The following is a 26,313-nucleotide window of genomic DNA, read 5'->3' as shown; positions in this document are numbered from 1 at the left end:
GGGGGGGGCGCGTGGGTGGGGGGCGCCGCCGGGGCGGGTGGTTGTGGCGGCGGGGGGGCCCCCCCCCCCCCCCCCCCGCCGCCGTCCGTTTCAGCGGCGCTTGCCGCGCTGCAGCCAGCCGTCGAGCACGTCGGTCGTCAGCAAGCCGCTGCGCGCATCACGCGCGCCATCGCGGCCGATCCACACGGTACGCGGCATCTCCCCTCGCCATCCCGCATCGAGCGCCGCACGCAGACGCTCGGGCATCGGCTCCGCATTCGCATACTGCACCACCTGCGGCGGCAGGTTCATCTGCGCCAGCGCCTGCGCGATGGCGGCGCCATTGTCGTCGTACGCATCCATCGACACCATCGCGAGCCGCACGTCCGGATGCCGGCGCTGCCATGCGACGAGGTGCGCGGCATTGTCGCGGCAGTAGCCACAATCGAGCGACCAGATCTCGACCGCGAGCGGCCGTTCGTGCGCGCTCGCATACAGCTTCGCCACATCGGCCGCATGCAGCGGCTGCAGCTCGCCGGCCCACGCCGGCACGACGGCAAGTACCGCGCAGAGCAATCCAATCAGCCGTTTCATCGCGCGTCCTCCACGGCAATCAGCCGATAGCCGTCGTTACGCGTACGCCACGACAGGTAGATATGCCCGGCATCGTCGAGCAGTTGCGGATTGTCGCTCGCACCCGCCGTCGCTGCGATCACGCGCGGCGCCGACCAGTGCTCGCCGCGATCGTCCGAGCGGCGCAGCTTGACCTGCATCGTTTCGCCGTCGAACGCCTTCCACGCGAGCCAGACGACACCGCCGTGCGCGACGAGCGCCGCATGCGACGCCTGCTCGGCCGGCACCGCGGGATTCGCGCCGAACGCCCACGGCGTCCCGAGCGGCCGCCCGTCGGCGCCGATCCGCGAATAGAACACGTCGGCATGACCGTCGGCGACACCGAACCACGCGAGATGGCGCGTACCGTCCGGCGTGATCGCGAGGGCCGGCCCGTGCTCGGGGCATGCGTCCACATGCCAGTTCGAGAAGGTCGCACGGATGGGTTCGACGGGCGCCGATGCCGACACCGGCAACACCGCCAGCGCATGGTCGCGAATCTGCCCCGGGAACACGTTGCGCCATACGGCTTCGATATGTCCGGCCGGATCGATCGCCATCGCGATCCGGCAGCATTCGCACGTGTGGTCCGTCACCTTGCGCTCGGGCTCGAACGACGCGCCGCCGTCGCGCGACACCGCGTAGTACACGGCCGCACCTTCGTACGCCTGCCGCGCCGCTTTCGCCGCGACGAGATCGCGCTTGTCGATCCACGCGATCGCGACGTTGCCGGCCGGGTCGACCGCCATCATGTCGAAACGGTGCGTGATCGCCTGGCGGTCTTGATGGACGGTGACGGGCACGCTCCAGCTCGCGCCGCCGTCGAGCGAGCGCGAGAAGCGCACCATGCCGGTGTATGGCGCATCGAGCGGCATCGACCACGACACGTACACCGCGCGGCCGTCCGGGCTCGTCGCGACCTTCGGCCGATTCTCCGCGCTCGTATAGATCGGCTCCGGCATCGCGTTGACGATCACGGGCGCGGACAACGTCCGGCCCGCATCGTCGGAATGCGCGACGACGACGTGCGCGCCTTCGACCCATGCGACCCACAGCCGATGCCGCGCGTCGAACGCGGCGCCGGTCGCGAGCGGCTGCTTCTGTTGCGCGGGGGTGGCCTGCATGCTCATGTGCGCGGCATGCGGATCGGCGGCCTGCGGCGCATCGTGCGCGCCGGCAGGCGACAGCGCCGCGAGCCACAGCGCGCAGCCTGCCGCGAACGATTTCACAGCGACCATTTCAATTCTCCATAGAAGGTGCGGCCCGGATACGGGTGGAACACGTAGTAGCGACGGTCCGTCAGGTTGTCGATGCCGACCGACGCGGTCCAGTGCCGGTCGAACCGGTAGCGCGCCTTCAGGTCCACGATCGTGAAGATGCTCGTGCCGCCGTAGACGTCGGGATTCACGTCGCTGTTGTCGAGCGTGTTGAACTGGCGGCCCGAATAGCGGACGCCGACGCTCGCGAGCCAGTGTTCGTCGAAGCGGTATGACGCGAGCAGGTTCGCGCGCACGCGCGGGATGCGCGGAAAGCGCGAGCCGACGTACGCAGGGTTCGCGGCGTCGGCAAGGATCTGCGCATGGGTCGCCGACACGTTCGCGTCGACGTCGAGCCCGCGCAACCCGACGTTCTGGCCGCTGAACGCGAGTTCGACGCCACGCGCACGCACGCGGTCGACGTTCGAGATATTGGTGACGCTCGATGCACCCGACACCGTCGTCTGGCTGTAGATCGAGTCGCGCAGATCGCTCTGGAACACGCTCGCGCGCACGACGCCCACGCCGACGTCGCGCTCGGCCGTGAAGTCCCAGTCGATCGCCTTCTCGGGCCGCAGGTTCGGGTTGTTGTTGACGATCGCGTTGTTCGAGATCGTGCCCTGGAACAACTCCCCGACCGTCGGGAAACGCGTGCCGGTCGCGAATGACAGCCGGAACCGCCACACGTCCGTCGCATCCCACTGCACCGCGACCTTCGGCGACAGCGCGTTCGCGCCGCGATCCGCGTAACCGAGCGTGCCGTTCGCGTTGCCGAGCGCGCCGCCGTACGCATCCCAGCGCTCGTAGCGCAGGCCCAGCGTCGCGAGCCAGCCGGGCGCGAATCGCCACGCATCCTGCGCGAACAGCGCCTGCGTACGCGTGTCGCCCTGGTAGACGTTCGCGACCGACGTGGTCGGCCCGGCCAGCCAGTCGGCCGTGTTGAACGTGATGTTGCGCAGGAAATAGTTGTCGTAGTGATAGCCGAACGTGAACGTGTGGCCCTTCACTTCCGGCGCCTCGGCCTTCAGGTCCAGCGTGCGCCAGCCGGTGCCGTCGCCCTGGAACAGCGTGCCGGCGCCGCCCTGCACGGTCGACGCTGCGCGCAGCACGTCGCGCGACACGTCGTACGCCGACACCACGCCCGACAGCCGCCAGCCCGAATCGAGCCGGCCGTTCAGGCCGAGCGCGTACAGCCAGTTCTCCTGGTCGCCTTGCTGCGGCGCGAACGCGCTCGGCGCGACGGTCATGTTCTGACCGCCGATCGACACGTTGCCGCCGTAGACGGGGTTGCCGGCCGCATCGCGCAGGAAGGTTTCGCCGTGCTGTCGGTAATGGTTCTCCCAGTGGCCGAGCGTCAGCGTCGCGTCGACGTGGTCGGTGAACGCATAGCCCATCCGGACCGTCTCGTTGAGCTGCTCGGTCCGTTCGAGGGTCTGCGCGCCGACGATCGTGCGCGGCTTGCCGTTGGGTCCGATGTCGGTCGCGGCGCCCGTCACCGGCACCGCGGCGCCGAGCTTCGGGTTGTATGGGGAATTGGGGCCGGCATACTGCATCGGCTGACCGTCGTTCTCCAGCCGGTCGAGCGACAGCGAAAACCAGAACTTGCCGACGCGGTTCGCGATCCGGGCAGTCTGGTGGTTGCCGCCGATGCTGTCCGCGAACCCGTAGCCGTCGTGGTAGCGCTGCGTGAAGAACTGCGTCGACAGCGACGCCTCGAGTTTTTCGGGGCGACGCGTCGTCAGCAGCACGGTCGAGCCGATCGCGTTGCCGGGATACAGCGCGGAAAACGGACCATAAAGTACGTCGACGCGTGCGATATCGTCGGGGGAAATCAGCGACCAGCGTGGCGGATACGCGTAGCTCGAGCCGAGCAGGTTCGACAGCAGCAGGCCGTCGGCGTAGACGAGCCCGCGCGCGCTCTGCAATTCGTTGAAGTCGCGGCCGGCGAACACGCTGTTGCGGTCGCCGATGTAGCGCTTGCGGACCATCAGGTTCGGCGCGTACTTCAGCGCGTCCTCGGTGGTGACGTTGGTGTGCGAGTCGATCTGCTCGCGCGTGAGCGACTCGACGACAGCCGGCGTATTCGGATCGACGGGCTGCCGCTGCGCGGTCACGCTGACGGCGGTCAGGGTGTCGCCGGTCGGTGCGGGTGCAACCGTGGCGACCGTGGCAGCGCTCCGGGCCGGATTGCCGGCACCATCTGGAGTCGGATCGGACGACGCGCCGTCGATCGAGGCCGCTTGTGCGGCCGGCCAGGCAAAAGCGGCCGCGCACGCGAGCGCGAGCCGACCGCGCGACGACCGCGCGGCGAAGGTATACGACATGGATGAATTCCTGAAAACGTGACCGGACGCCGCCGGACGCGAGTCGCTGCACCGCGCACGGACAGCACGGCGCGCGGCTCGGGCCGCGGGCGGCACGCGCGCCTCTGCGGCGCGCGAGCGATGTCAATCAGATTGGGACGTTTTCAGGCGGGCCGCGCGGCTGCGCGAGACGGATGCCCTTGCGCGGAAAGTCGGGGACGGCCGGTGCGGCCGCCCGGTAGGCGAACGTGCGCACGAAGCCCGGCAGCACGGGCAGGCTCGTGCCGAGCGCGACGTTCGCCGCGAAGCCGGGGCAGTACACGCAGTGCGGCACGCCGGCATGATCGAACGACGACGTGTCGTGATCGCTGCCGGACTGGGCCAGCACGACCTGGCGAGCACCGCGCGCGCTGCACAGGTCGAGCGTGAGTTCGCCGGAACCGCTCGACGCGAGACGCGCGTAGCCGACGACGGGCGACAGTACGTTCAGTACCAGCGCCAGCCATACGAGGCCGATCCATCGCGTCGTTCGTTTCATCGCGGTCCAGGAAAAAGTGCGCGCAAGTATAGCAAGCGCGCGATTGTTGCCGATTCTGCCGAGTGCAATAGTCGGCATTGCGCGGCGTACAGCAGCGCATGTGCCGTTAATACAACAAAGACAAAATCTAACGATTCGCCTCTGGCATAAATCCAAGGCCGAGGTTGATAATCATTGAACTGCTGGAGAAATGACCATGGACGAAAGACCAACTCGCATGCCCCCTCCCGAGCAAGTGATGAGCCCGGATCCGGAACCCGTCGGCGTGGAATTCCTCGCCGAATTGCCCGAGCATGTCCGGGCATTCTTCGACGAACAGCACAAGCTGTACTCGCCGAAGTGAACCTACGTTCCGTTCTCTAACCGCCACGTGTCGATCGATATCGTGCGGTTCACTGCTGCGTTTTCGGCGCAGATCACCTCGCACCCGGGTTGCAACGGCCCGACGGTGTCGGATCGGCTCGCCCGCTGATTATTCTGTCGCGACGCTCCGCCGCGCGACTGTCTTCGTCTATTCTTCTCGTTTTACATCTCGGGCCTTCCCGGCTCTCCCGATCGTTCCGATGAAGCAAGCCATTCGTGCCAGCGTCGCTGTCGCCGCGCTCGGCGTCGCCCTCTTCACGTCCCCGCACGTCGCCCATGCGGACGGCGACGACACCGCACTCACCAACCTCGTCGCACTCGCATCGCAGCGGCTCGCGCTCGCCGAGCCCGTCGCGCGATGGAAATGGGCGAACCACCAGGCGATCGAAGACCGGCCGCGCGAAGCGGCATTGCTATCGTCGGTGGAAAAGCGTGCGGCACAGAGCGGTGTGGATCCGGCGTTCGCCCGGACGTTCTTCGAAGACCAGATCGCCGCGAGCAAGGAAGTGCAGGACGCACTGTTCGCAACGTGGCGCGCGACGCGACCGCCCGAAGGCGCACCGCCCGACCTTGCGACCAGCACGCGGCCCGCGCTCGACCGCCTGACGCAGAAGATGCTGGCGGGCCTCGCGCAGGTCGCGCCGCTGCGGGACGCGCCGGATTGCCAGGCGCGGCTCGCGCGCGCCATCGCGAACTGGAAAACGCTCACCCGCTACGACTCGACCAAGACGCAGGCGCTCGGCACCGCACTGTCGCACGTGTGCGCCGGCGGCGGCGCCAGCGCGATCGGCTGATGACGCTCCGCCACGGCGCCGCACCGCGCGGCGCTCAGTGGCGCTCAGTGGCGTTCATGTAGCGCTCAGGTGGCTGGCGCGAGCGTCGCGAGCGGAATCAGCTGCAGGCCGCGCGCGAGTTGCGTCTGCAGCAAGCGATGGGTATGGGGCTCGAACGGGCCGTCCGCGCCGTCGACCACGAGCTGCAGGGCTGCGTCGAGCGATTCGGCCACGCCGAGGTAGCGCCAGCCGTCGATCACGTGAAAGAAGCGGCGCTCGCCGCTCGCTTCGAATGCAACCGGGCCGTCGAACGGCCAGGGCGCACTGCCGGCCCGGCCCGCGTCGGCCGCCGGCCGACGGTTGAACGACGGGCGCAGCCGCGCGATCCACTGCGCTTCGGCGAGCATCGCGCCCACCTCGTTGCCGGTCTCGCGCCACTCGACGCGGCGCACCTGCTGCGCCAGCCGCATTTCCTTCGACGACCGCCGCTCGCCCGTGAGCAGCGCACGCAAGCGCTGACGCACGCGCACGCTGCGGCCGACGTAAAGCGCCTCGCCGCCCTCCCCGAACAACGCGTACGCGCCGCATCCGGCCGGCGCGGTGTCGAGCCACGCTTCGGTCAGCTCGCCACCGAGGCGGAAGTGGCGTGTCGTGCGCGCGATCTGGTCGCGCAGACGCTCGAGCGGCACGATCTCGTGCAACTGCCGCCAGAACTGCCACAGCAGATCGGCGTCGGCGAGCGCCCGGTGCCGCGCGGCGGGAACGAGGCCGTGCCGTTCGATCAGCGCATCGAGCCCGTGCCGGGACTCGCGCGGAAACAGCGCGCGCGACAGCCGCACCGTGCACAGCACGTCCGGATTGAATGCAATGCCCACGCGCTCGAATTCGGTACGCAGGAAACCCCGATCGAAACTCGCGTTGTGCGCGACGAACAGCTTGCCGTCGAGCCGCTCGAACAGCGCGGGCGCGAGCGACGCGAACGACGGCGCGTCGCGCACCATCTCGTCCGAAATGCCCGTCAGCTGCTGGATGAACGGCGGAATCGACTGTCCGGGATTGACGAGGGTCGTCCACGTCGAGACGCCGAGCGGCCCGATTTCGACCACGCCGATTTCGGTGATGCGGTGCTCGGCGGACGAGCCACCGGTGGTTTCGAGATCGACGAAGACGAGCGGCTGTTCGCTGGCGGGATCGGACGGACGGGAATCGGACATGAAAAGACAGGGAAACGATGCTTCCGTGAGTATGCACCGGCATCCGTGCTCACGACCAGCACGAACCGGAATCAGGCGGCCGGCCGGCTGGATGCTGCCCCATCAAACGCAAAAAGCCCCCGCGATGCGGGGGCCGGACGTGAGCGGCAATGCGTGGCGCGTCAGGCCGCCTGGATGTTCGCTGCCTGCTTGCCTTTCGGCCCGATTTTCACGTCGAAGGAAACCCGTTGGTTTTCCTTCAGCGTTTTGAAGCCTTCCATCCGGATTTCGGAGAAGTGCGCAAACAAATCTTCGCCGCCATTGTCGGACGTAATAAAACCGAAACCTTTAGCATCGTTAAACCATTTTACGATACCGGTATCCATACCTTCGTTCCCCACTCGTTTAGATCAAAAAAGCTACCGTTTATAGCCGCTTCCCGTATCCCGCGCCCTCGCGCCGACACCCCCACCGGCGCTCCGCACGGGGACGGAGTGCTGACTTTATAAATTGGACAATCCGGATGCGTCAAGAAAATTTTTAGCGACTTCTTTATCAAAAAAACGTCAATGCGGTGAAATCGGTACGCCATCGTCTTTTATTAATTGATTCGCATTAAAAACGTGTCAATGTTACCGGGACCGGATCCCAGATAATCCAGAACATGAAAAACCTACCGGGGACGAATCGCCGCGGTAAAATCATCGGGTTTTTTCCGGATTGCGGAAAAGAGGGGACGTTGCGATGCTGAGACAACGCTGACAGAAAGGAGACGGTCATGTGGCTCGACCGAATCAAGCGCTTAGCGAGCCGGCTCGGACGCGTACGTCGCAAGTCCCGCGCGCTGGCTGAATCCGCACGTGAAGCGCCGTGCGACACGGAGTTCGACCCGACCTGGCACGGCGACCACTGGCAGAACCTGCTTGCGTCGCCGCTGGATGCTCGCCACTACGTGATGGAAGACTGGACCTACACGCCGCCGCAGGCCGACGCCGACGATACGAAACCACCCGCCAGGCGCAAACGGCGCTCATACGCGGGGTAGCGATCGGAACGGCGGGGCAAAAAAAAGCGCGACTGGGAAGTCGCGCCGACAAAGGTTTGGAGATCTTTTCCGTCAACGAAAAAGTCTGCTTCGGAAAGCAGAGATCGCAGTATAGCGAGAGAACATCCTTTCATTATCCATGCCTCGCACAAACCTCTATTGCCGATGTGTCAACAATCGGGCCAGCGCCCGTCGCGTCCCGCCATGATCGCGTGTCGCGATCGCGCAACGCATACTGCGGGCTCCTGATCGCCGTTTTTCCGTGCTGCGCCGCCGCGAAGCATTGACGGACAAGGCTCTCGGCGTCCAGGGCGATTCTTGCGCAATTCTAAATACTGTATTTCTCGAAGCGATTTCCGTCTGCGTTCCCCGCGATCCTTACACTGCAAACGGATATCCGACAAGGGCAGCCCGCCCCCGCGCGTCCGGCATCGCCGGGCCGCGCCGCCGCCAATGCCCGCAGCAGGCACGATCGACATCATCCTGTTTGGAGACAGATCATGAAGAAGACCCTGATCGTCACCGCACTGGCGGGCGTGTGCGCGACCGCCGCGCATGCGCAAAGCAGCGTCACGCTGTACGGCCTCATCGATGCAGGCATCACCTATACGAACAACCAGCACGGGCACAGTGCGTGGCAGGAGACGAGCGGCTCGATCAACGGCAGCCGCTGGGGCCTGCGCGGCACGGAGGATCTCGGCGGCGGCCTGAAAGCGATCTTCACGCTCGAAAACGGCTTCGGCATCAACAACGGCACACTCAAGCAGAACGGCCGCGAGTTCGGCCGCCAGGCGTTCGTCGGGCTGGCGCAGGACAGCTTCGGCTCCCTCACGCTCGGGCGCCAGTACGACAGCGTCGTGGACTACCTCGGCCCGCTGTCGCTGACCGGCACCCAGTACGGCGGCACGCAGTTCGCGCATCCGTTCGACAACGACAACCTGAACAACGCGTTCCGGATCAACAACGCGGTCAAGTACCAGAGCGCGAACTACGGCGGCCTGAAGTTCGGCGCGCTGTACGGCTTCTCGAACTCGAGCAACTTCTCGAACAACCGGGCGTACAGCGTCGGCGCGTCGTACAGCTTCATGGGCTTCAACGTCGCGGCCGCGTACATGCAGCTGAACAACAACATCAACTCGCTCGCGCTCGCGGCCAGCGATCCCGGCGCGGTGGCCGGCGACTGGACGTTCGCCGCGAGCCGTCAGCGCACGTGGGGCGCCGGCCTCAATTACGCGTTCGGGCCCGCGACGGCCGGATTCGTGTTCACGCAGACGCGCCTCACCGATTCGGCCGGCATCAGCGCCGGACAATCCGGCGTGTCGAGCGGCATCCCGCTCACCGGCGGCACGCGCTTCAACAACTACGAAGTCAACGGCCGCTACGCGCTGACGCCGGCGTTCTCGCTGGCAGGCTCGTACACGTACACCGACAGCCGCCTCGACGGCCAGACGCCAAGCTGGCACCAGTTCAGCCTGCAGGCCGACTATGCGCTGTCGAAGCGCACCGACCTGTACCTGCAGGGCGAATACCAGCGGGTGAATGCGGACGGCCTCGCGATCGGCGCGAACATCAACGGGCTCGGCACCGCATCGTCGACCAACAAGCAGATCGCGGTCACGGCCGGCATGCGCCACCGCTTCTAAGGAATCGCCGCAACTGGCCGCCCCGGACCGCCACGACGAAGCGCCCTACCCGGGGCGCTTTTCCTTTTCGTTGCGGCGGCGCGGTGCGCCTACATCGTCATGCGGGCCGAACGCTCACGCGTCGCTGCGCGCCGGATAGCGGACGTCGAGCACGTCGATCGGCTGCGGCCCCGCCGGCGTCATCAGCGTGACGGTGTCGCCGATCTTCGCCTTGATGAGCGCACGCGCAACCGGCGAAATCCAGCTGACGCAGCCGCGATCGAGATCGACCTCGTCGATCCCGACGATCGTGATCGTATGATCTTCGCCGTCGGGCGTCGCGTAATCGACCGTCGCGCCGAAGAACACCTGGTCGACGCTCTCCTGCCGGCTCGCGTCGACGACTTCGGCGAGATCGAGCCGCTTCGTCAGGAAGCGGATGCGACGATCGATCTCGCGAAGCCGCCGCTTGCCGTAGATGTAGTCGCCGTTCTCCGACCGGTCGCCATTCGACGCGGCCCATGACACGAGCCGCACGACCTCGGGACGCTCGACGTCGATGAGGTTCAGCAACTCGTCCCTGAGCCGCTTGTGACCGGCTGGCGTGATGTAGTTCTTCGCGCCCGCGGGAATCGCGGGCTGACTCGGGTCGAGATCGTCGTCGTCGCCGTCCGACTCTTTGACAAACGCCTTGTTCATGATGCAGATTCGATACATGGATGACTGATGCTTCAAGGGTACACGAACGCGGCCGCGCAGGATCAGGTCACATATTTTGCGAATAAGGCTTCCCTTTTTATACAACCCTGCTATACTTCCGCTTCTGCGTGCGGCTGTAGCTCAGTTGGATAGAGTACTTGGCTACGAACCAAGGGGTCGTGGGTTCGAATCCTGCCAGCCGCGCCACCTTTTTTGGGGGCCTTCCCACCGTAGAAGGTTCCGACAGTTGAAGTAGTACCGCTTTGCGTGCGGCTGTAGCTCAGTTGGATAGAGTACTTGGCTACGAACCAAGGGGTCGTGGGTTCGAATCCTGCCAGCCGCGCCACCTTTTTTGGGGGCCTTCCCACCGTAGAAGGTTCCGACAGTTGAAGTAGTACCGCTTTGCGTGCGGCTGTAGCTCAGTTGGATAGAGTACTTGGCTACGAACCAAGGGGTCGTGGGTTCGAATCCTGCCAGCCGCGCCACCTTTTTTGGGGGCCTTCCCACCGTAGAAGGTTCCGACAGTTGAAGTAGTACCGCTTTGCGTGCGGCTGTAGCTCAGTTGGATAGAGTACTTGGCTACGAACCAAGGGGTCGTGGGTTCGAATCCTGCCAGCCGCGCCACCTCAGAAGGGCCTTCCTCCGGGAAGGCCCTTTTTCTTTTTCCGCTCCCCTTTTTTCGCGTCGCGACTACTACGGCCCGCTGCCTGCCGTGTGCCGCCCGACGCAACGGATCGCCGCGGCACGAATCCGCTTCGGTCGGCTCACAAGCGAAAACGGCGGCCCGTGGCCGCCGTCGTCTGCGCTGCACCGCTTCGCTTTGCGTCAGTAGTCCTGCCGCTCCCGCTCGATGCGCATGCCGCCGTCGTGACGCGCATGCACGCTGTCGTCGGTCGAGCGTTCGCGCATGATCCGCATCACGTCCGGATTGGTGCGCACGCGCCGCATCACGTTCGCCAGATGCACGCGATCGCTGACCTGGATCACGAAGCGCAGCACCGTCGATTCGTGCGTCAGATCCTCGTCCATCGCGATATGCACGATGTTCGCGTCGGCCGACGTGATGTCCGCCGCGACGCGCGCGAAGATGCCCTTCGTATTCTTCACCAGCGCCTTCACGGTGACGTCGAACAGACGGCCCGGCTGCGGCGCCCATTCGACGTCGATCCAGCGGCCCGGATCGCGGCGGTGGATACGCTGAGCGACGCGGCAATCGGTCGTATGAATCGCCATCCCGAGGCCGATGCCGATATAGCCCATGATCGCGTCGCCCGGAATCGGCCGGCAGCATGCCGACAACTGCACGGACATCCCTTCCGTGCCGGTAATGACGACCGGCGGCGCAGTGTGCGCAGGATGGCGCTCCGACTTCGGCAGGTCGTCGTCCGCATCGCGGCCGGTCATCAGCACCTCGATGCGCTTGGCCATGACCGCGGCGACGCGTCGGCCGAGGCCGATGTCCGCGAAGATTTCCTGGCGGCTCTTGTTGCCCGTCCACTGCACGAGCTTTTCCCACACTTCCGGCGTGATATCGGCCAGCGCGAGCCCGTAACCCTTCAGGCTCTGGTCGACGAGCCGCTCGCCGAGCTGCACGGACTCGTTCAGGCGCATCGTCTTCAGGTAGTGACGGATCGCCGAGCGCGCCTTGCCCGTGCGCACGAACCCGAGCCACGCCGGGTTCGGCTTCGAATACGGCGCGGTGATCACCTCGACGATGTCGCCGCTCTTCAACTCGGTACGCAGCGGCAGCAACTCGTTGTTGATCTTCACCGCGACGCACTGGTTGCCGAGGTCGCTGTGGATCGAATACGCGAAATCGAGTGCCGTCGCGCCGCGCGGCAGCGCCATGATCCTCGACTTCGGCGTGAACACGTAGACCGCATCCGGGAACAGGTCGATCTTCACGTGCTCGAGGAATTCGCTCGAATCGCCGGCTTCGCTCTGGATGTCGAGCAGCGATTTCAGCCACTGGTGCGCGCGCTTCTGCACGTCGTTCAGATCGGCGCCGCCGTTCTTGTACAGCCAGTGCGCGGCCACGCCGGCCTCGGCGATCTCGTGCATCTTGCGCGTGCGCACCTGGAACTCGATCGGCGCGCCGAACGGGCCCACGAGCGTCGTGTGCAGCGACTGATAGCCGTTGATCTTCGGTATCGCGATGTAGTCCTTGAACTTGCCGGGCACGGGCTTGTACAGCGCATGCAGCGCGCCGATGCACGTGTAGCAGTCGAGCGCGCTGTCGACGACGACGCGAAAGCCGTACACGTCGAGCACCTGCGAGAACGACAGCTGCTTGTCGCGCATCTTGCGATAGATGCTGTAGATCGTCTTTTCGCGGCCGGTGATCTCGGCGTCGATCTTCGCGTCGGTCATCGCGCGCTGCGCGGCCTCGAGGATCTTGCTGATCACTTCGCGGCGGTTGCCGCGCGCGGCCTTCACGGCCTTCTCGAGCGTCGCGTAGCGATGCGGGTTGAAATTCGCGAAGCTCATGTCCTGCAGCTCGCGATACGTGTTGTTCAACCCGAGGCGGTGCGCGATCGGCGCGTAGATGTCGAGCGTCTCGCGCGCGACGCGGCGGCGCTTCTCCATCGGCACCGCGCCGAGCGTGCGCATGTTGTGCAGACGATCGGCGAGCTTGACGAGGATGACGCGCACGTCGCGTGCCATCGCGAGCAGCATCTTGCGGAAGTTTTCCGCCTGCGCTTCCTCGCGGCTGCGGAATTCCATCTTGTCGAGCTTCGACAGCCCGTCGACCAGTTCGGCGACCTTCGGGCCGAACCGTTCGGCCAGCTCGCTCTTGGTCACGCCCTGGTCTTCCATCACGTCGTGCAGCAACGCGGCCATCACGGCTTGCGCGTCGAGCTTCCAGCCGGCGCAGATTTCCGCGACGGCGACGGGATGGGTGATGTAGGGTTCGCCGCTCTGGCGATATTGACCGAGGTGGGCTTCGTCACTGAAGTGGAACGCCGCCTTGACCTCTTTGATTTCATCCGGAGGGAGATACTCGGCAAGCGCGGCCGTCAGTTTCGCGATCGAAACGACGCCGTGCTTGCGCGGCTGCTCCGGGGTGGCGGTCGGCCCGAACAGATGCCGGAAGGACTGTTCGAGGACCGCGTCGATGTACTGGCGCGCAGGCGACTGGGCCGTGGCTTCGGTGGTCGAATCCGCGGAGGCGGACGATGGGGTGGTGCTCATATTCGCCTCCAGGTCGAGTCGTTGCGCGCGTGGATTACATGGCTGGAACGGGCCGGATGCGCGTTACACCGGCACCTTCTTCAGCATTTCCACACCGACCTGGCCGGACGCGATCTCGCGCAGCGCGACGACGGTCGGCTTGTCGCGGCTTTCGATTTTCGGCGTATGGCCTTGCGCGAGCTGCCGCGCGCGATAGGTGGCGGCGAGCGCCAGTTCGAAGCGGTTGGGGATTTGCTTCAGGCAGTCTTCGACGGTAATGCGAGCCATGTTGGAAATTCCTTCTGAATATAGTCGTTATTCTACCTTATGTCCCTCTGCCCCCGCGTCATTCCGCGTGGGGCAGATGGATACCGAGCTCGATGAACAGCTCCGTGTGTCGCGCGTACTGCGAAGCGAAACGCAGGCGCGTCGCCGCGACGATGCATTCGAGTTCCGCGAGCGCACGCTCGAAATTCTCGTTGATCACCACGTATTCCGCTTCCGACGCGTGCGCGATCTCGCTGCCGGCGGCCAGCAAGCGTCGCGTGATCACGTTCGGCTCGTCCTGGCCGCGCTTCTTCAGGCGCTCCTCGAGCGCATCGAGCGACGGCGGCAGGATGAAGATGCCGACCGCGTTGCGGAACTGCTTCTTCACCTGCAACGCGCCCTGCCAGTCGATTTCGAGCAGCACGTCGTGGCCGTTGCTCATCTGCTCTTCGATCCACACGCGCGACGTGCCGTAGTAGTTGCCGTGCACTTCCGCGCTCTCGAGGAATTCGTGCGCCGCGTGACGCGCGCGGAAATCCTCGACGGTCGTGAAGTGGTAGTGCTGGCCGTCCTGCTCGCCCGGACGCGGCTTGCGCGTCGTGTACGAGATCGACAGGCAGATGTCGCTGTCCTTCGACAGCAGCGCATTCACGAGCGTCGACTTGCCGGCGCCCGACGGCGCGACGACCATGAACAGGTTACCGGGATAGACGCCGCCGTGCAGCGCATGCGACGCGTGGCCGTCGCGATGGGAATCGGTCATGACAGCCTCCGCCGGGCCGCCCCCTCGGGGCGCAGCGAACATAGTGAGCGTGGGGGTTGTTTCATCTCTTTTACTCCAGGTTTTGCACTTGCTCGCGCATCTGCTCGATCAACAGCTTGAGCGCCATCGACGCATCGGCGAGTTCCTTCGCCGCCGCCTTCGAGCCGAGCGTGTTTGCTTCGCGATTCAGTTCCTGCATCATGAAGTCGAGACGCTTGCCGACGCGGCCGCCCTTCTCGATCACGTGACGCGTTTCGTTCAGGTGCGCGGTGAGTCGCGACAGCTCTTCCGCGATGTCGATCCGGATCCCGTACATCGTCACTTCCTGACGGATGCGCTCCGCGGCTTCCTCGCGCGTGACGACCGTCGAGCCGCCCTCGGGCGCCGCGAGGCCGAGCGCTTCCTGCAGCCGCTCGACGATCTTCTGCTGATGCTTCGCGATCAGCTCCGGCACGAGCGGCGTGATGCGCGCGACGATCGCTTCCATCTCGGTGACGTTCGACAGCAGCATCGTCGCCAGTTGCGCGCCTTCGCGCGACCGCACGACGACGAGTTCGCCGATCGCTTCCTTGCCGCACGCGAGCACCGCGTCGCGGATCGCTTCCGCCGACACGCCGCTCTCGGCGAGCACACCGGGCCAGCGCAGGATCTCGCCCGCGCGCAGCCGGCCGACGCCCGGGAACGCATCGAGCACCGAGCGCTCGAGCTCGGCGAGCTGGCCGAGCGCCGACTGGTTCAGCGCACCCGCGCCGATGCTCTGCTCGCCGCGCTGCAGGTTGATGCGCACGTCGACCTTGCCGCGCGACAGCTTGTTCATCAGCATTTCGCGCAGCGCGGGTTCGCACCCGCGCACGTCGTCCGGCATGCGGAAGTTCAGGTCGAGGAAACGCGAGTTCACGGTGCGCAGTTCGACCGACACGCTGGTGCCGCCGTTGCCGCCGGCCGTTACGAGTTCGCGCGTCGCGCTCGCATAGCCCGTCATGCTGTAGATCATGGTTCGTCTCGCCGTCTGGATGCCCTTGCGGGCGGAATATGTCGAGGCGCCCGGCGCGTCGCAAGGCGCGGGGCGGGGCGGGAAGCGCGCATTATCCCATTTTTGCGTGCCACCCCGCCGGGGCAGCGATGCCGTTCGGCGCTAGAATCGAGGTTTCGTCCTCCGTCCACGATTTCCCCATGACGTCTTCCCTGTCCCGCCCGAGCGGCCGTCGCGCCGACGAACTGCGCAAGGTCGCGCTCACGCGCCATTACACGAAACACGCCGAAGGCTCCGTGCTGGTCGAATTCGGCGACACCAAGGTGATCTGCACCGCGAGCGTCGCCGAGCGCGTGCCCGAATTCCTGCGCGATCGCGGACAAGGCTGGCTGACGGCGGAATACGGGATGCTGCCGCGTGCGACGCACACACGCAGCGACCGCGAAGCCGCGCGCGGCAAGCAGACGGGCCGTACGCAGGAAATTCAGCGCCTGATCGGCCGCGCGCTGCGCGCGGTGTTCGATCTGGAAGCGCTCGGCCCGCGCACGATCCACATCGACTGCGACGTGATCCAGGCCGACGGCGGCACGCGCACGGCGAGCATCACCGGCGCGTTCGTCGCCGCGCACGACGCCGTGTCGAAGCTGATCGCCGCCGGCAAGCTCGCGCGCTCGCCGATCACCGACCACGTCGCCGCGATCTCGGTCGGCGTCTACGAAGGCGCCCCCGTGCTCGACCTCGATTACGCGGAAGATTCGCGCTGCGACACCGACATGAACGTCGTGATGACGGGTGCCGGCGGCTTCGTCGAAGTCCAGGGCACCGCCGAAGGCGTGCCGTTCTCGCGCGCCGAGATGAACGCGCTGCTCGACCTCGCGCAAAGCGGGATCGGCCAGCTCGTGCAGCTGCAGAAGGACGTGCTGGGCGCCGCCCATGTCTGACGATCGCACCACCGCGCCGCTGTCGCGCATCGTGCTCGCGTCGAACAACGCGGGCAAGCTGCGCGAATTCGCCGCGCTGTTCTCGACGATCGGCATCGAGATCGTGCCGCAGGGCGACCTGGCCGTGCCCGAGGCTGAAGAGCCTTTCGGCACGTTCATCGAGAATGCGCTGACGAAAGCGCGCCATGCGTCGCGCCTTACAGGCCTGCCGGCGATCGCCGACGATTCGGGCCTGTGCGTGCGCGCGCTGCGCGGCGCGCCGGGTGTCTATTCGGCGCGCTACGCGCAGCGCGCGGGCCGCGACAAGGGCGACGCGGCGAACAACGCGTACCTCGTCGAGCAGCTGCACGGCGTCGAGGATCGACGCGCATACTATTGCTGCGTGCTCGCGCTCGTGCGCCACGTGGACGATCCCGAGCCGCTGTTCGCCGAAGGGCGCTGGACGGGCGAGATCGTCGATACGCCGCGCGGCGAACACGGATTCGGCTACGACCCGTATTTCTACCTGCCGGCGCTCGGCGCGACGGCGGCCGAGCTCGAGCCCGCCGTCAAGAACACGCACAGCCATCGCGCGCTCGCGCTGAAGGCGTTGCTCGCGCGGCTCGCAGAGGAATCCGCATGACCGTCTTCGTCACGCATTCGCAGCCGGAGGCCGCATGAGCCAGGCCGCAGAAACCGGCGCGCGCGTCGTCGCGACGTTCACGTCGCCCGGGCAGGTGCGGCTCACGTCGCTGCCGCCGCTCGCGCTGTACGTGCATTTCCCGTGGTGCGTGCGCAAGTGCCCGTACTGCGACTTCAACTCGCACGAGTGGAAAGGCGAGCGGTTTCCGGAAGCCGAGTATCTCGACGCGCTGCGCGCGGACCTCGAACAGGCGCTGCCGCTCGTGTGGGGCCGGCAGGTGCACACGGTGTTCATCGGCGGCGGGACGCCGAGCCTGCTGTCGGCCGCCGGCCTCGACCGGCTGCTGTCGGACGTGCGCGCGCTGCTGCCGCTCGATGCCGACGCCGAGATCACGCTCGAGGCCAACCCGGGCACGTTCGAAGCCGCGAAGTTCGCGCAGTTCCGCGCGAGCGGCGTGAACCGCCTGTCGGTCGGCATCCAGAGCTTCAACGAAGCCCATCTGAAGGCGCTCGGCCGCATTCACGACACCGCGCAGGCGCGCGCGGCCGTCGAGATCGCCGCGAAGACGTTCGACAACTTCAACCTCGACCTGATGTTCGCGCTGCCGAACCAGACGCTCGACGAGTGCCGCACCGACATCGAGACCGCGCTGTCGTTCGCGCCGCCGCATCTGTCGCTGTATCACCTGACGCTCGAGCCGAACACGCTGTTCGCGAAGTTTCCGCCGACCGTGCCCGACGACGACGCATCGGCCGACATGCAGGAGTGGATTCATGCGCGCACGGCGGAAGCCGGCTATGAGCGCTACGAGGTATCCGCTTACGCGAAGCCGAATCATCAGTGCAAGCACAACCTGAACTACTGGCGCTTCGGCGACTACCTCGGGATCGGTGCGGGCGCGCACACGAAGCTGTCGTTCCCGAACCGGATCCTGCGACAGGCCCGCTACAAGCATCCGGCGACCTTCATCGAACAGGCGATGGCCGGCACGCCGGTGCAGGAAGAACGTGAAGTCGGCGCACGCGACCTGCCGTTCGAGTTCATGCTGAACACGCTGCGTCTCGTCGAGGGCTTCCCCGTGCACAGCTTCGCAGAGCGCACCGGCCTGCCGATCGGCACGATCGAGCCGGCGCTGCAGGAAGCGGAGCGCCGCGGGCTGATCACGCGCGATTTCGCGCAGATCGCGCCAACGCCGCTCGGCCAGCGTTTCCTCAACGACTTGCAGGAATTGTTCCTGCGCGACGATTGAAGAAAAAACGGCGCGGCATTTCGGTTACAATGCCGCCTCGTGTGGAAGCGTGGCCGAGCGGTTTAAGGCACCGGTCTTGAAAACCGGCGACGGGAAACTGTCCGTGAGTTCGAATCTCACCGCTTCCGCCAGAGCTTCAACGAAACGGGCCGCTCGGCCCGTTTTTCGTTTCTGCGGCCGATCGGCGCAATCCCCCACCATCCGACGTCGCCCGCCGGATGCCGTTACAATCCGGCGCTCCGAATCGCGAAACGGGATATCCACGTCATGAAGACCTTCATCGCCTCGTCGCTCGCCGCCCTGCTGGCCGCCATGAGCATGGCTGCGATGGCCGCCGATCCCGCGTCCGCCAGCGACGCGCAAACGCCGTCATGCGCGATCGCATACGTGAAGGGCGTCGGCGGCGCGCCGCGCAGCCTGCGCGAATACCTCGCGAGCCCGGCGCCGTACAACTACCTGAAGGACAACGAGCTCCAGTGCAAGGTGTCGGATGACGGACGCGCGTCGAACTGCACCGGCGTGACCTATATCCGCAATGAACAGGTCAGCGTGTACGACGATTCCGATCCGACGACGCTGACCGTCGTCGCACCGGTGGAGCTCGATCACGGCGAGAAATATCCGGTGATCCTCGTCGTGCAGCGCAAGGACGCACGCTGCACGCGGTAACGCGCGACGCGGCACGCTCGACGTTGCCGCCGCCGATGCGCGCAGGCCTCACGGGCCGCGCCGCCATCGCGTAAAATTCGATCAGCACGGCGACACGACCGCCGCCGCGTACTCGATGCCGCTCGCGCCATCCGTGTGGGCGGCACACGGAGATCGCCATGACCGAACTGTCGACCGCGACGGAACACGTCGATTACGAAGGCTTCGAGATCCATGTCGTGCCGGGCACCGCCCCCGGCAGCGACACGCGCTACACCTATACCGGCTACGTATGCCATCCGGGCGCGAATCCTGCGCTGCCCGGGCATGCGGTGCCGTTCCACGCCGACGGCGAGGAAAGCTTCGCGAGCATCGACGAAGCGGTCCACGAAGCCGTGCACCTCGGCAAGAGCATCATCGACGGCACGCATCCCGACCTGTCGGTCCTCGCACTCGTGACGCACGGCTACTGACCGGGCCGACCGCATTGCACGCATCGACGGTGCCGTCACGCACGCACCGCGATGTGATACGTCACGTCACATTGCAGCGCACGCCCGCTGCGCGTGGCCGCGTCGCCATCGACGATCGCTGACGTTACCCGTCGCGCCTTATGCGTTTCTCCCGATATCGCGCCGCGTCCGCGCACCTATCATTTTTTTATTGTCACCCGTCGGCGAGCATCCCATGCGCCCACTTCCCCGTCCGAACCCCGACCGGCTGCGTGTCGCAGTGCTGGTCGCCGCGGCCATGCTGGCCGCCTGCACGATTACGCCGCCGCCGTCGATACGGCAGGTCGTGACGATTCCGTCGGTTATCCGCAGCGCAAGCATCGAACAGTATCGCGTGGAAGTCGCGCAGCGCGTCGCCGAGCGCAATCCGTCCGGCATGTCGCGCGGTACGCCCCAGGCGATGCTGCGCTCGCTCGTGGTCGTTGCGTTCACCATCGACCGCAGCGGCCGCCTCGTCAACGCATCCGTCTATCGCAGCAATGGCGACAGCGAAGCCGAAGCGCTCGCGCTCGCGTCGCTGCGCCGCTCGGCGCCGCTGCCGCCACCGCCGTCGAAACTGCTCGACGGCAACGGCCGGCTCGAGATGATGGAAGGCTGGCTCTTCAACGACGACGGCCGGTTCCAGTTGCAAAGCACCGCGTCCGCGCAGGCGCAGTCGCTCGACTGACTCCGCGCCCGCCTGCGATTGCCGCTATGCGGCGGCGCTGGCTATAATTTTCCGCAATCGCGCGGCCATCCCGCCGCGCGCGCGTTCGCGCGCCGCACCCGGCAAGCGAGCCGACCACGCCGGCACCGGGCGGGGCGACCTATCCGTCTCCATCGTCGACCGGCGAGTGACGTCCGCGCCACGGCGCGCGTCCACGCCGCCACCGCTTCATCCGCTCGGCTGCTCCCGGCAGGCGCCCCGCCCGCTCGCGCGCATCGGCCGAGCGCCCCAACGACAAAACGGAGACTTCCATGTCCGCATCTCCCCCGGCCGTTGCGCACGCAACCGGTTCGGCCGGCGCCGTCAGCCACCGGCGCATCGTGTTCGCGAGCTTCATCGGCACCGCGATCGAGTTCTACGATTTCTACGTCTACGCCACCGCCGCGGCACTCGTCATCGGCCCCGTATTCTTCCCGCACGGCTCCGCGACCGCGCAGGCGCTGTCGGCGTTCGTCACGTTCGGCATCGCGTTCATCGCGCGGCCGATCGGCTCGTTCCTGTTCGGCCACTTCGGCGACCGCATCGGCCGCAAATCGACGCTCGTCGCGTCGCTGCTGGTGATGGGCGTATCGACCACCGCGATCGGCTTCGTGCCGGGCTACGACACGATCGGCACGCTCGCGCCGGTGCTGCTGTGCGTGCTGCGCTTCGGCCAGGGGATCGGCCTCGGCGGCGAATGGGGCGGCGCGGCGCTGCTCGCGACCGAGCACGCGCCGCAAGGCAAGCGCGGCTGGTTCGGGATGTTCCCGCAACTGGGGCCGTCGGTCGGCTTCCTGATGTCGAACGGGCTGTTCTTCGCGCTCGCGCTGTCGCTGTCCGACGATCAATTCCGCAGCTGGGGCTGGCGCATCCCGTTCCTCGTCAGCGCGGTGCTCGTCGCGCTCGGCCTGTACGTGCGGCTGAAGATCACCGAGACGCCGGCCTTCCAGGCCGCGCTCGATCGCAACGAACGCGTACGCGTGCCGGTCGCGACGCTCATCTCGCAACACTGGCAGCCGACGCTGCTCGGCGCGCTCGCGATGGTGGTCTGCTACACGCTGTTCTATATCTCGACGGTGTTCTCGCTGTCGTACGGCGTATCGGCGCTGCATATTCCGCGCCAGAGCTTCCTCGGCCTGCTGTGTCTCGCCGTCGTATTCATGGGGCTCGCGACGCCGCTGTCGGCCTGGGCCGCCGACCGCTTCGGCCGCAAGCCGGTGCTGATGGTGGGCGCAATCGCCGCGCTGCTGTCCGGTTTCGCGATGGAACCGCTGCTCGGCAGCGGCTCGATGCCGCTCGTCGCGCTGTTCCTGACGCTCGAGCTGTTCCTGATGGGCGTGACGTTCGCGCCGATGGGCGCGCTGCTGCCGGAACTGTTCCCGACCAACGTCCGCTATACGGGCGCGGGCGTCGCGTACAACCTCGGCGGGATCCTCGGCGCATCGATCGCGCCGTACATCGCGCAGCTGCTCGCCGCGCGCGGCGGATTGTCGTGGGTGGGCGGCTACGTGTCGGTGGCGGCGGCGATCAGCCTGATCGGCGTGCTGCTGATGCGCGAAACGCGCGACTCATCGCTCGTCTGAGCGTCGGGGGCGACCCGGGTTGTGCGGCGGCCGGCGCTGCTTATACTCGATTCCGGGGCGCCCCATGCGACCCCGCGATCCCTTCCCGAAGGAGCCGCCGCGATGAATATCCGCCTCGGCAACGCCGACCTCGTCCTGATTCTCGCGCTCGCGCTGGGCGGCGCGCTGCTGCTCGCGCTGCGCTGCCGCCCGAAAACCTGGCGCGGCCTGCTGTTCGAGGCACTGCTGGCGAACGTGGCGGCCATCGCCGCGGTGATCACGGTCGAGGTACTGCTGGCCTGAACCGGCGCCGTCAGGCCGTCAGCGCGACGGGGCGCACCCCGTAGGCCGGGCCGACCGCATCGATCGCGTGCAGCGCCTGCGCAACCGACGGCACCGTGCCCGGCTCGCCGATCGACAGCGCGTTCGGCGCGCCGCCGATACCGCAGTGGTGACGCGACGTCGCGACGAAAATCATCACGGTTGGCCGCTGCAGCGCGTGCGCCATATGTACGAATCCGGTATCCACGCCCACCACGAGTGCGGCCCGGCCGATCGCCGCACCCAGTTCGCGCACCGACATCGCGGGCAGCACGACCGCGCCCGGCGCACGCGCGGCGATGTCCTGCGCGTCGTCGTGTTCGGCGGCCGAGCCCCACGGCACCAGCACGCGCATGCCGCGCGCCATCATCTGCATGGCCAGCGCGGCCCAGTGCTCGGCCGGCCATTTCTTGTCCGGATTCGATGTCGCGTGAAACAGCAGCATGAACGGCGCGCCGTCGGTCACGGCGGCAGGCAGGCTCGCGTCCTGCGGCGCAACGATCCCGTATTCGGCGATGCCTTCGGGGACATATCCGAGCGCCTCGCCGGCGCTCACACGCATGCCGTGCCACGCGTCGCAGTCCGGGCGCGGGCCGAAGCGATGCGAATACGCGAAACGCGCGCCCGCCTCGCCGAGATCCTGGGTCTGATAGCCGACGCGGCGCGCAGCGCGCGCGAGCGCCGAAATGATCGCGCTCTTGTACACGCCGTGCAGGTCGATGACCGCGTCGTAGCGTTGCGCGCGCAGCGCCCCGATCGATGCCGAGATCGCCTTCAGATCGCCGCGGTTGCGGAGCTTCTTGAACCGCCGCAGCGGTGCGCTGAGCACGTTGCTCACGCCCGGGTGCCAGCGAACGACCTCGGCACACGACTCGTCCACGGCCCAGTCGACCGTCACGCCGGGAAAGGCCCGATGGAGATCCGCGACGACCGGCAGCGTCTGGACGACATCGCCGAGCGACGTCACTTTCACGATAAGGATGCGTTTCACGTGTCCTGTGGGGAAGAGCATTGCACCCCGGCATGCTAAACACGCCGCGCACCGAATGGCATTACGCCCCCATTACATTTGCAACAAAGTGCGTCATTTCGTGACGATTTGTCGAGCCCCGGATGCATCGGGTTCTTTTTATAATGCACTCTTTGCCCGCCGGCCCGTCGCCGATGCCACCCCCCATCCTCCCCGCCCTGTTTCCCGCTCTCACCCGCCGCTCGGTGCGGATCTGGCGCCAATACGGCGTGTTCTGGCTCGGCGCGATCGCCGTGGGTCTGGCCGCCGTGCTCTACGCGCGGCTGATCGACTGGGGCTACGACACGTTCCGCACGATGCGCGAGCACGCCGCGTGGCTGCCGCTGGTGTTGACGCCGGCGATCGCCGCGGCGTCGGCATGGCTCACGCGCCGCTTCTTTCGCGGCGCAGAGGGCAGCGGCATCCCGCAGGTCATCGCGACGCTGCATGCGCGCCCGGGCGCGTTCGGCGCACGCCTGCTGACGCTGCGCATCCTGTTCGGCAAGGTGCTGATCTCGTTCATGGGCATCCTCGGCGGCTTCACGATCGGCCGCGAAGGGCCGACCGTGCAGGTCGGTGCCGCGCTGATGTTCAACCTGAGGCGCTTCTACCCGCGCTCCAATGCGCAGATCGAGCGCCAGCTCGTGCTCGCCGGCGCGGCGGCCGGCCTGTCGGCCGCGTTCAATACGCCGCTCGCCGGGATCGTGTTCGCGATCGAAGAACTGACCCGCAGCTTCTCCGCGCGCGCAAGCGGCGTGCTGATCACCGCGATCATCCTCGCCGGTGTCGTCGCGCTCGGGCTGAACGGCAACTACACGTACTTCGGCACGATCGACGCCGGCCAGCATTTCCCGAAGATGCTCGCCGTCGCCGTGCTCGTCACCGCGATCGTCACGGGGATCGCGGGCGGCCTCTTCAGCTGGCTGCTGCTCAATACCGGACGCTGGCTGCCCGCTCGCGTGCTCGGCCTGTATCGCGAACGTCCGATCGCGTTCGCGGCGCTGTGCGGCTTCGTGATCGCCGTCGTCGGCCTCGTGTCGGGCGGTACGACGTTCGGCAGCGGCTATGCCGAGGCACGCGGCCTGCTCGACGGCCATGAACAGCTGTCCGTGTTCTATCCGTTCCTGAAGATGGTATCGATGGTCGCGTCGTACCTGCCGGGCATTCCGGGCGGGATCTTCGCGCCATCGCTGTCGATCGGCGCCGGCTTCGGCAACCTGCTGCACTTCGTGTTCGGCGACATGAGGCTGCCGATACTGATCGCGCTCGCGATGGTCGGCTACCTCGCGGCGGTCACGCAGTCGCCGATCACGTCGTTCGTGATCGTGATGGAAATGATCAACGGCCACGCGCTCGTGATTTCGTTGATGGCCACCGCGCTCGTGTCGAGCCGCATGGCACGCTTCTTCGCGCCGCCGCTGTATGAAACGCTCGCGCAGCGCTATCTCGCACCGCCCGCGGCCGCTGCGCCAGCCGCTGCTGCAGCGGCCGCGCCGGCGGCTGCGAGCAGCGTCACCGAGCCGCAGGATACGGATGCCGCCCCCGCCGATCCGCTCGATACGCTGCGCGACGAAAGCAGCGACGACGCGCACGCCGCGGCAAACGACAGCGGCGCCGTGAACGCGTCTGCAGCGCCGGACGACGTCGAGCCGCCCGCGCACGGCACGCACGGCCCGGCTGCGCCGGGCCCGCGCGACGCTCAGTAGTTGTCCATCGGGCCTGCCCGACTCCGAAGGATGAAGCGGGCTTACGGCCGGTGCTTTGCTGATTGGCGAAGCATAAGATGTCGGAAGGTATCGGTAACGAGGTCGGCCCGCTCTTGGTGCCCCGAGCCCGTTCAGTAGTTGGACCCGCAGCCCTGCGAGCACCCCGAATTGTGACCACGGGTGGCAACACCCTGGAGCACGCCTAGTAGATTTCGACGACGAGAGCTGCTGCCGGTGCCGTTGACTCTGGCAGGAGGCTCCATGCAAGTTCTCTATCCCCGCTGTGCCGGCCTGGATGTACACAAGGACACTATCGTGGCCTGCGTGCGCTGCGTTTCGGCGCCCACGCATCAGGAAGTACGCAGCTTTGACAGCACGACCGGCGGATTGCTAGCGCTGGCCGATTGGCTGGCCGCGCACGCCTGCACCCACGTCGCCATGGAAGCCACCGGGATCTACTGGAAGCCCGTGTGGCACATCCTTGAGGGCAACTTCGAACTGGTGCTGGCCAACGCCCAACACATCCGCAACGTGCCCGGGCGCAAGACCGATGTCAACGACGCGATGTGGATCGCCGATCTGCTGGCCCACGGGCTGATCCGCGCCAGCTTTGTGCCGCCGGCCGCCATTCAGGAGTTGCGCGATCTGACCCGGACTCGCAAGCAGCTCGTACGCGAGATCTCCCAGCACAGCCTGCGCATCCAGAAGGTGCTCGAAGACGCCAATCTGAAACTCGGCAGCGTGCTCTCGGATGTGCTCGGACAGAGCGGCCGCGCGATGCTCAAGGCGATTGTTGCCGGCGAGAGCGACCCGGAACGGCTCGCCGCGCTCGCCCAAGGCAACGCGCGGAAAAAGAGCGCCGAGTTGCGCGAGGCGCTGCGCGGTCACATCACGGAGCATCACCGCACCATGCTCAGGCTGCACCTGGAGGTAATCGGCGCACTGGAGCACACGCTGGCCGAACTCGACGCCGCGGTGGGAAAAGCGCTGACGCCGATCCGACAGCGTGCCCGCCTGCTGACCACGATCCCCGGGGTTAGCGACCTGACCGCTCAGGTCCTGTTGGCGGAGATCGGCGTCGACATGACGCGCTTCCCCGACGCTGGCCACCTGGTGTCCTGGGCTGGCCTGTGTCCGCGCAACGACGAGAGCGCGGGCAAGCGCCGCAGCACGCGTGTGCGCAAGAGCGGCACCTGGCTCAAGACCGCCTTGGTGACCGCCGCGTGGGCTGCCGTACGCGTGAAGACCACCTATCTGCGCGCCCAGTTCCTGCGCCTCAAGGCCCGACGCGGCCCCAAGAAGGCCATCCTCGCAGTCGCCGCCTCCATGCTCACGGCAGCCTACTTCATGCTCCGCGACGGCGCCGAATACGCCGATCTCGGCGCACACTACTTTGACCACCACGATGCACAGAAAACCATCAATCGGCTGCTCAAGCGCCTGGCCGACCTCGGCTGCCATGTCGAACCGATCGCTGAAATCCCCTAGCGCTTCCTAGTAG

26 protein-coding genes and 5 tRNA genes are annotated in these 26,313 nt (G+C 66.7%); 19 read left to right on the top strand and 12 right to left on the bottom strand.

Going from position 1 to position 26,313, the window contains the following annotated elements; genetic code table 11:
* Positions 1-90: 90 nt before the first annotated feature.
* From O1Q03_RS24840 to O1Q03_RS24825, 4 genes are all read right to left on the bottom strand, one after another.
* Positions 91-573 carry a TlpA family protein disulfide reductase gene (locus O1Q03_RS24840; protein WP_269506663.1) on the bottom strand — a complete coding sequence of 161 codons (483 nt, stop codon included), beginning with the start codon at positions 571-573 and terminating at the stop codon, positions 91-93.
* Positions 570-1,829 (bottom strand): sialidase family protein, encoded by a 1,260-nt coding sequence (locus tag O1Q03_RS24835; protein ID WP_269506662.1) that lies wholly within the window; start codon positions 1,827-1,829, stop codon positions 570-572. The genes O1Q03_RS24840 and O1Q03_RS24835 overlap by 4 nt, the downstream gene beginning before the upstream one ends.
* A complete protein-coding gene (locus O1Q03_RS24830; RefSeq protein WP_269506661.1) occupies positions 1,817-4,171 on the bottom strand; it encodes a TonB-dependent receptor in 2,355 nt (784 codons plus the stop codon). The genes O1Q03_RS24835 and O1Q03_RS24830 overlap by 13 nt, the downstream gene beginning before the upstream one ends.
* A 127-nt stretch (positions 4,172-4,298) precedes the next feature.
* A complete protein-coding gene (locus O1Q03_RS24825) occupies positions 4,299-4,688 on the bottom strand; it encodes a DUF2946 domain-containing protein (protein ID WP_269506660.1) in 390 nt (129 codons plus the stop codon).
* A gap of 196 nt (positions 4,689-4,884) precedes the next feature.
* Between O1Q03_RS24825 and O1Q03_RS24820 the strand changes: the two genes are divergently transcribed.
* Positions 4,885-5,031 carry a hypothetical protein gene (locus O1Q03_RS24820; protein ID WP_009690993.1) on the top strand — a complete coding sequence of 49 codons (147 nt, stop codon included), beginning with the start codon at positions 4,885-4,887 and terminating at the stop codon, positions 5,029-5,031.
* Between the two features lie 220 nt (positions 5,032-5,251).
* Entirely contained in the window at positions 5,252-5,845 is a 594-nt protein-coding gene (locus O1Q03_RS24815) for a chorismate mutase (RefSeq protein WP_269506659.1), read from the top strand.
* Positions 5,846-5,910: 65 nt separating this feature from the next.
* On the opposite strand, the gene O1Q03_RS24810 is transcribed toward O1Q03_RS24815, so the two are convergent.
* Together O1Q03_RS24810 and O1Q03_RS24805 are read right to left on the bottom strand one after the other, a co-directional pair.
* Positions 5,911-7,038, bottom strand: coding sequence for an exonuclease domain-containing protein (locus tag O1Q03_RS24810; protein WP_269506657.1), 1,128 nt, complete (start codon positions 7,036-7,038; stop codon positions 5,911-5,913).
* Between the two features lie 161 nt (positions 7,039-7,199).
* Entirely contained in the window at positions 7,200-7,403 is a 204-nt protein-coding gene (locus O1Q03_RS24805; protein WP_269506656.1) for a cold-shock protein, read from the bottom strand.
* Between the two features lie 392 nt (positions 7,404-7,795).
* Here O1Q03_RS24805 and O1Q03_RS24800 point away from each other — a divergent pair, with 392 nt between their 5' ends.
* Positions 7,796-8,062: a hypothetical protein gene (locus O1Q03_RS24800; protein ID WP_269506655.1), complete on the top strand. Its 267-nt coding sequence runs from the start codon at positions 7,796-7,798 to the stop codon at positions 8,060-8,062.
* 500 nt (positions 8,063-8,562) lie between these two features.
* On the top strand, positions 8,563-9,705 hold the full coding sequence (locus O1Q03_RS24795; RefSeq protein WP_269506654.1) for a porin: 1,143 nt from the start codon (positions 8,563-8,565) through the stop codon (positions 9,703-9,705).
* A 114-nt stretch (positions 9,706-9,819) separates the two neighbouring features.
* Here the strand turns inward: O1Q03_RS24795 and greB are convergent, their stop codons facing one another.
* The gene (greB, locus tag O1Q03_RS24790) at positions 9,820-10,383 is read right to left on the bottom strand and encodes a transcription elongation factor GreB (RefSeq protein WP_124827968.1); all 564 of its coding nucleotides are present in this window, start codon (positions 10,381-10,383) and stop codon (positions 9,820-9,822) included.
* A 130-nt stretch (positions 10,384-10,513) separates the two neighbouring features.
* On the opposite strand from greB, the gene O1Q03_RS24785 reads away from it, so the two are divergent.
* The 4 genes from O1Q03_RS24785 (at position 10,514) to O1Q03_RS24770 (ending at position 11,007) form a co-directional block, all read left to right on the top strand.
* Positions 10,514-10,590, top strand: a tRNA-Arg gene (locus O1Q03_RS24785).
* Positions 10,591-10,652: 62 nt separating this feature from the next.
* A tRNA-Arg gene (locus tag O1Q03_RS24780) sits at positions 10,653-10,729 on the top strand.
* A 62-nt stretch (positions 10,730-10,791) separates the two neighbouring features.
* Positions 10,792-10,868, top strand: a tRNA-Arg gene (locus O1Q03_RS24775).
* Between the two features lie 62 nt (positions 10,869-10,930).
* A tRNA-Arg gene (locus tag O1Q03_RS24770) sits at positions 10,931-11,007 on the top strand.
* 201 nt (positions 11,008-11,208) lie between these two features.
* Here the strand turns inward: O1Q03_RS24770 and O1Q03_RS24765 are convergent.
* From O1Q03_RS24765 to O1Q03_RS24750, 4 genes are all read right to left on the bottom strand, one after another.
* Positions 11,209-13,575, bottom strand: coding sequence for a RelA/SpoT family protein (locus O1Q03_RS24765; protein ID WP_269506653.1), 2,367 nt, complete (start codon positions 13,573-13,575; stop codon positions 11,209-11,211).
* 63 nt (positions 13,576-13,638) lie between these two features.
* Positions 13,639-13,842, bottom strand: coding sequence for a DNA-directed RNA polymerase subunit omega (gene rpoZ / locus O1Q03_RS24760; RefSeq protein WP_044848533.1), 204 nt, complete (start codon positions 13,840-13,842; stop codon positions 13,639-13,641).
* A gap of 58 nt (positions 13,843-13,900) precedes the next feature.
* On the bottom strand, positions 13,901-14,584 hold the full coding sequence (gmk, locus tag O1Q03_RS24755) for a guanylate kinase (protein ID WP_269506651.1): 684 nt from the start codon (positions 14,582-14,584) through the stop codon (positions 13,901-13,903).
* A gap of 70 nt (positions 14,585-14,654) precedes the next feature.
* Positions 14,655-15,578 (bottom strand): YicC/YloC family endoribonuclease, encoded by a 924-nt coding sequence (locus O1Q03_RS24750; protein ID WP_269506650.1) that lies wholly within the window; start codon positions 15,576-15,578, stop codon positions 14,655-14,657.
* Between the two features lie 179 nt (positions 15,579-15,757).
* Here O1Q03_RS24750 and rph point away from each other — a divergent pair, with 179 nt between their 5' ends.
* The 9 genes from rph (at position 15,758) to O1Q03_RS24705 (ending at position 22,079) form a co-directional block, all read left to right on the top strand.
* Positions 15,758-16,498 carry a ribonuclease PH gene (rph, locus tag O1Q03_RS24745; protein WP_096503653.1) on the top strand — a complete coding sequence of 247 codons (741 nt, stop codon included), beginning with the start codon at positions 15,758-15,760 and terminating at the stop codon, positions 16,496-16,498.
* The gene (gene rdgB / locus O1Q03_RS24740; protein ID WP_269506649.1) at positions 16,491-17,120 is read left to right on the top strand and encodes an RdgB/HAM1 family non-canonical purine NTP pyrophosphatase; all 630 of its coding nucleotides are present in this window, start codon (positions 16,491-16,493) and stop codon (positions 17,118-17,120) included. The genes rph and rdgB overlap by 8 nt, the downstream gene beginning before the upstream one ends.
* A 34-nt stretch (positions 17,121-17,154) precedes the next feature.
* Entirely contained in the window at positions 17,155-18,369 is a 1,215-nt protein-coding gene (gene hemW / locus O1Q03_RS24735) for a radical SAM family heme chaperone HemW (RefSeq protein ID WP_269506648.1), read from the top strand.
* 43 nt (positions 18,370-18,412) lie between these two features.
* Positions 18,413-18,500, top strand: a tRNA-Ser gene (locus tag O1Q03_RS24730).
* Between the two features lie 136 nt (positions 18,501-18,636).
* Entirely contained in the window at positions 18,637-19,038 is a 402-nt protein-coding gene (locus O1Q03_RS24725; protein WP_269506647.1) for a hypothetical protein, read from the top strand.
* A 158-nt stretch (positions 19,039-19,196) separates the two neighbouring features.
* The gene (locus O1Q03_RS24720; protein ID WP_269506646.1) at positions 19,197-19,490 is read left to right on the top strand and encodes a hypothetical protein; all 294 of its coding nucleotides are present in this window, start codon (positions 19,197-19,199) and stop codon (positions 19,488-19,490) included.
* 214 nt (positions 19,491-19,704) lie between these two features.
* On the top strand, positions 19,705-20,196 hold the full coding sequence (locus O1Q03_RS24715) for an energy transducer TonB family protein (RefSeq protein WP_269506645.1): 492 nt from the start codon (positions 19,705-19,707) through the stop codon (positions 20,194-20,196).
* 290 nt (positions 20,197-20,486) lie between these two features.
* A complete protein-coding gene (locus O1Q03_RS24710) occupies positions 20,487-21,797 on the top strand; it encodes an MFS transporter (protein WP_269506643.1) in 1,311 nt (436 codons plus the stop codon).
* 102 nt (positions 21,798-21,899) lie between these two features.
* Positions 21,900-22,079 carry a hypothetical protein gene (locus tag O1Q03_RS24705; RefSeq protein ID WP_269506642.1) on the top strand — a complete coding sequence of 60 codons (180 nt, stop codon included), beginning with the start codon at positions 21,900-21,902 and terminating at the stop codon, positions 22,077-22,079.
* A 10-nt stretch (positions 22,080-22,089) separates the two neighbouring features.
* On the opposite strand, the gene waaC is transcribed toward O1Q03_RS24705, so the two are convergent.
* Positions 22,090-23,088 (bottom strand): lipopolysaccharide heptosyltransferase I, encoded by a 999-nt coding sequence (waaC, locus tag O1Q03_RS24700; RefSeq protein ID WP_269506641.1) that lies wholly within the window; start codon positions 23,086-23,088, stop codon positions 22,090-22,092.
* A gap of 173 nt (positions 23,089-23,261) precedes the next feature.
* Here waaC and O1Q03_RS24695 point away from each other — a divergent pair, with 173 nt between their 5' ends.
* Positions 23,262-24,812 (top strand): chloride channel protein, encoded by a 1,551-nt coding sequence (locus tag O1Q03_RS24695; protein WP_269506640.1) that lies wholly within the window; start codon positions 23,262-23,264, stop codon positions 24,810-24,812.
* A gap of 261 nt (positions 24,813-25,073) precedes the next feature.
* Positions 25,074-26,300 (top strand): IS110 family transposase, encoded by a 1,227-nt coding sequence (locus O1Q03_RS24690; protein ID WP_269506476.1) that lies wholly within the window; start codon positions 25,074-25,076, stop codon positions 26,298-26,300.
* Positions 26,301-26,313 lie beyond the last annotated feature (13 nt).

Source organism: Burkholderia sp. IMCC1007 (genome assembly GCF_027257875.1).
Classification (GTDB): domain Bacteria; phylum Pseudomonadota; class Gammaproteobacteria; order Burkholderiales; family Burkholderiaceae; genus Burkholderia.
The sequence above is the reverse complement of the archived record's forward strand: the minus strand, read 5'-3'. Positions and strand labels throughout refer to the sequence as shown.

Bases quoted from the DNA above. Each gene is read 5' to 3' on its own strand.
- O1Q03_RS24840 (WP_269506663.1), bottom strand. From the start codon at position 573: ATGAAACGGCTGATTGGATTGCTCTGCGCGGTACTTGCCGTCGTGCCG.
- O1Q03_RS24835 (WP_269506662.1), bottom strand. From the start codon at position 1,829: ATGGTCGCTGTGAAATCGTTCGCGGCAGGCTGCGCGCTGTGGCTCGCG.
- O1Q03_RS24830 (WP_269506661.1), bottom strand. From the start codon at position 4,171: ATGTCGTATACCTTCGCCGCGCGGTCGTCGCGCGGTCGGCTCGCGCTC.
- O1Q03_RS24825 (WP_269506660.1), bottom strand. From the start codon at position 4,688: ATGAAACGAACGACGCGATGGATCGGCCTCGTATGGCTGGCGCTGGTA.
- O1Q03_RS24820 (WP_009690993.1), top strand. From the start codon at position 4,885: ATGGACGAAAGACCAACTCGCATGCCCCCTCCCGAGCAAGTGATGAGC.
- O1Q03_RS24815 (WP_269506659.1), top strand. From the start codon at position 5,252: ATGAAGCAAGCCATTCGTGCCAGCGTCGCTGTCGCCGCGCTCGGCGTC.
- O1Q03_RS24810 (WP_269506657.1), bottom strand. From the start codon at position 7,038: ATGTCCGATTCCCGTCCGTCCGATCCCGCCAGCGAACAGCCGCTCGTC.
- O1Q03_RS24805 (WP_269506656.1), bottom strand. From the start codon at position 7,403: ATGGATACCGGTATCGTAAAATGGTTTAACGATGCTAAAGGTTTCGGT.
- O1Q03_RS24800 (WP_269506655.1), top strand. From the start codon at position 7,796: ATGTGGCTCGACCGAATCAAGCGCTTAGCGAGCCGGCTCGGACGCGTA.
- O1Q03_RS24795 (WP_269506654.1), top strand. From the start codon at position 8,563: ATGAAGAAGACCCTGATCGTCACCGCACTGGCGGGCGTGTGCGCGACC.
- greB (WP_124827968.1), bottom strand. From the start codon at position 10,383: ATGAACAAGGCGTTTGTCAAAGAGTCGGACGGCGACGACGACGATCTC.
- O1Q03_RS24765 (WP_269506653.1), bottom strand. From the start codon at position 13,575: ATGAGCACCACCCCATCGTCCGCCTCCGCGGATTCGACCACCGAAGCC.
- rpoZ (WP_044848533.1), bottom strand. From the start codon at position 13,842: ATGGCTCGCATTACCGTCGAAGACTGCCTGAAGCAAATCCCCAACCGC.
- gmk (WP_269506651.1), bottom strand. From the start codon at position 14,584: ATGACCGATTCCCATCGCGACGGCCACGCGTCGCATGCGCTGCACGGC.
- O1Q03_RS24750 (WP_269506650.1), bottom strand. From the start codon at position 15,578: ATGATCTACAGCATGACGGGCTATGCGAGCGCGACGCGCGAACTCGTA.
- rph (WP_096503653.1), top strand. From the start codon at position 15,758: ATGACGTCTTCCCTGTCCCGCCCGAGCGGCCGTCGCGCCGACGAACTG.
- rdgB (WP_269506649.1), top strand. From the start codon at position 16,491: ATGTCTGACGATCGCACCACCGCGCCGCTGTCGCGCATCGTGCTCGCG.
- hemW (WP_269506648.1), top strand. From the start codon at position 17,155: ATGAGCCAGGCCGCAGAAACCGGCGCGCGCGTCGTCGCGACGTTCACG.
- O1Q03_RS24725 (WP_269506647.1), top strand. From the start codon at position 18,637: ATGAAGACCTTCATCGCCTCGTCGCTCGCCGCCCTGCTGGCCGCCATG.
- O1Q03_RS24720 (WP_269506646.1), top strand. From the start codon at position 19,197: ATGACCGAACTGTCGACCGCGACGGAACACGTCGATTACGAAGGCTTC.
- O1Q03_RS24715 (WP_269506645.1), top strand. From the start codon at position 19,705: ATGCGCCCACTTCCCCGTCCGAACCCCGACCGGCTGCGTGTCGCAGTG.
- O1Q03_RS24710 (WP_269506643.1), top strand. From the start codon at position 20,487: ATGTCCGCATCTCCCCCGGCCGTTGCGCACGCAACCGGTTCGGCCGGC.
- O1Q03_RS24705 (WP_269506642.1), top strand. From the start codon at position 21,900: ATGAATATCCGCCTCGGCAACGCCGACCTCGTCCTGATTCTCGCGCTC.
- O1Q03_RS24695 (WP_269506640.1), top strand. From the start codon at position 23,262: ATGCCACCCCCCATCCTCCCCGCCCTGTTTCCCGCTCTCACCCGCCGC.
- O1Q03_RS24690 (WP_269506476.1), top strand. From the start codon at position 25,074: ATGCAAGTTCTCTATCCCCGCTGTGCCGGCCTGGATGTACACAAGGAC.